The 2,894-nt window shown below is 34.4% G+C and carries 3 protein-coding genes; all 3 read right to left on the bottom strand.

What is annotated here, in order from left to right:
* Positions 1 to 374: 374 nt before the first annotated feature.
* The 3 genes from H4J67_RS19665 to H4J67_RS19655 all read right to left on the bottom strand — a co-directional run bounded on the left by H4J67_RS19665 (position 375) and on the right by H4J67_RS19655 (position 2,653).
* On the bottom strand, positions 375 to 833 hold the full coding sequence (locus tag H4J67_RS19665; protein WP_182204810.1) for an energy transducer TonB: 459 nt from the start codon (positions 831 to 833) through the stop codon (positions 375 to 377).
* Between the two features lie 138 nt (positions 834 to 971).
* Complete coding sequence (locus H4J67_RS19660; protein WP_182204808.1) at positions 972 to 2,153, bottom strand: acyltransferase family protein; 1,182 nt, start codon at positions 2,151 to 2,153, stop codon at positions 972 to 974.
* A gap of 116 nt (positions 2,154 to 2,269) precedes the next feature.
* Positions 2,270 to 2,653 (bottom strand): hypothetical protein, encoded by a 384-nt coding sequence (locus H4J67_RS19655; RefSeq protein WP_182204806.1) that lies wholly within the window; start codon positions 2,651 to 2,653, stop codon positions 2,270 to 2,272.
* Positions 2,654 to 2,894 lie beyond the last annotated feature (241 nt).

Below are 2,894 nucleotides of genomic sequence, written 5' to 3'. Positions count from 1 at the left end.
ATAATCGCGAAGCGATGGCCAACTGTTATTTTTCCGTTTGAGCAACTTGTTATATGCAGAGAACGTTGAATCAAACTCTGCACGAACTTAAGTTACCCATAAAATAAAAAATAGCCGTGAATTTTAAGCTACTCACAGCTGCCTGAACAAACTAATAGCGTTGCCACCTTTGAAAAAGGTAAAAGAGGCAATGCTTATTAGTGCTGCACTAAACGGAGTTTAGCGTAAAACACTTAGCTAAAAATGTCTTGCCCTAAAACGTATTTATTAAGAGCATATAACGCTTTGCTAAGCGGAAAATAATGGTTAGCTAAAATTAGTGAGGAACGAACGACAGCCAACTGTTTTACGTCCGTTTGAGCAACTTGTTAGAGCTATACTTTATAGTCCCATCCGCATTTAGATTTAGCTTCCTTAGCATTTTTGGCTCCACTAACCATGAAGTCCAATTGTATTGACGTCAATACAGGCGTTCTATCTATATTTCCTTCTGTTGCAGACCATTTCCACTTTTTGAGTGAAGCTGCCGCATGATTATCAAATACGCCTTTGGGGTAAGAATTTTTTACTTTGTAACCACTAGTTTTACCATCTTGGTTGATGCCAACAATAAGATCAACACACCCCGACAAACCTTTTTTAGCTGCTGCTAATGGATATTTAGGCTCTTGCCTCTTTTCAACTACCCAATACTCTTTAACTAAATCCCTTTGGTCTTTTAAAGATAAATCCTTATATTTTATTGGGGCTTCATCGACGACTTGTGCAGTATCACTTGATGCACAAGCACCTAAAACTAAACTTAACATTGTAATTAAAATGACATTTTTCATTGCTAACTCCTTATAGCTCTAACGCCTTACTAAGCGGCGATAAATAGTTGGCTAAAATTGCGAGGAACGAAGCTAGCCAATTGTTTAGCGTCCGTTTGAGTAACTTGTTATATGCGCTGAAGTAGTACTCTACAGCTATTAATATTTTAGTTTATATAGCTTTAACCCAAATAAAGGTCGGATCCATTTCCAACGACGTATAAAATATTCATTAATCAAATAACAGCCCAAAAATGTTAATAATATTAACGCTAAGGATTCACTATAAATTGATAGTCCTTGCCTTGTTAGCCAATAACCAATCATAACTATTAATGTTTGATGTAAAATATACCAAGGAAATACAGCCTCTGTCATATAAGAAAGAGCTTTACTCGGTTTATTTAGCCATCGTTGGGAAATAGCTAACAAGGCAACAATTGAAAACCATGCGTATGCTGTCTTTCTTGCTTTCTCAGAATAGTGTTCCGTAATATCAAGGGCATACGAGCTATGATTGTGACTTTCTAAATACCATACAATAGAAGCAATAGTTGAAATAATAAAAACCATGATTAGGGCTGGAATCAATGCTTTATTAATAGCCTGCCAAAAGCTTTTGTCTTTGGCTATTAAAAAGCCAAAAATAAAAATACTGAAATATAACTGATGGTTTGCCCAATCATCAAAAAGTGCATGTGTTGATGGGTAAATAGGTTTTAAAATATAGTGAAAAATTATAAATGGAATGACCGGAATCAACATTACCACAAAGATACCTAAACAGTTATCAAGGCATCTACTACTCATTTTTTTACCATAGCCATTCATAAAAGAAGCTAAAGGACGAGCGATAGGAATAAGTAATAAAGTATAAAAAAACAAATAAACAACGTACCAAAGGTGGTTCCAGGTTGGAATGATTACCGTGTATTTATCTATACTCCCTATTAAATATTCTGGATAAAACGCCCAAAAACCAGAAGTTATCTCTCCATTTTCTAATAGCTCAAGCCACGATTGCGGGGCGATAATAGTATGAATACAAAAAATTATTGGTATTAGAAGTATAATAGATCTCTTAAACGTAAATTTAATTAATGGTTGTTTATCAATGGCAAACCTTATCGCTATGCCAGAAATAAAAAATAATAAAGTTAAGCGCCAAGGATTGATCAACTTCATAAGGGATTCAACAGTTTCGCTAGCATGCACACTTTTTACATGATATCCCCAAGTCGAATAAAACATTCCTATGTGGTATAGAATAAGTACCCCAAAGACGATAACTCTTAGCCAGTCTAAATCATACCTTCTATCTATGTTTGCTCCATGCCCCATTTAAAACTCCATTTAGCATATAACGCCTACTTAAGCGGAAAAATATAGTTGGCTAAAATGTTGAACGGAGTGAAAACAGCCAACTGTATTTTTTCCGTTTGAAGTTCTTGTTAGCATTATGTGCAAGATAACACAGCACAAAAAAACAAATCCCCAAAACCCCAAATTAATGTACCCAATATAAATACATAGCCTTGAAACTTTATAAGGTTATCTCTAAATTCTTGCTCAAACTTCCAATGAAGTTGAAACGCTTTTTCACCTTCTTTGTTTTCGATATATGTGCGAATCTGTGAATTAACGTCATCTGGTAGATATTTTTTTGTATTAAGATTACCAAAATCGATAAAATTAATTAACGTACCTAAAATAACAATTAAAGCTCCTGAGCGAGCAAAAAAAGTACCATCAGGGTTATCTAAGTAATAAAGTTCAGTTACAGCACACATTAATAGTGAAACTAAAGAAGTAATAATTAGTAAAATATATTTTTTATTCATTCCCATCCAAACACTCAATTTAGTCTTGATAGTAGTAATGCTAACGCCCCATTATTTGTCCTGCTTGAATTGCTTGTTATGGCGCATACCACCAAAGATACAGGGAAAGACATACTCCAATAAAAGTAGCCGCCCTTACTATATTTGAGATCCAAGGTGCTAGAGATAAATAAGTAACACTAGATATTAAAGCGATACCACACACCCAATTAACAACTATTCTGTCGGTAACATTATTGTT

This window comes from Colwellia sp. BRX10-4, from assembly GCF_014077465.1.
In the GTDB taxonomy this organism is placed as follows: domain Bacteria; phylum Pseudomonadota; class Gammaproteobacteria; order Enterobacterales; family Alteromonadaceae; genus Colwellia_A.
The sequence above is the reverse complement of the archived record's forward strand: the minus strand, read 5'-3'. Positions and strand labels throughout refer to the sequence as shown.

Bases quoted from the DNA above. Each gene is read 5' to 3' on its own strand.
- H4J67_RS19665 (WP_182204810.1), bottom strand. From the start codon at position 833: ATGAAAAATGTCATTTTAATTACAATGTTAAGTTTAGTTTTAGGTGCT.
- H4J67_RS19660 (WP_182204808.1), bottom strand. From the start codon at position 2,153: ATGGGGCATGGAGCAAACATAGATAGAAGGTATGATTTAGACTGGCTA.
- H4J67_RS19655 (WP_182204806.1), bottom strand. From the start codon at position 2,653: ATGAATAAAAAATATATTTTACTAATTATTACTTCTTTAGTTTCACTA.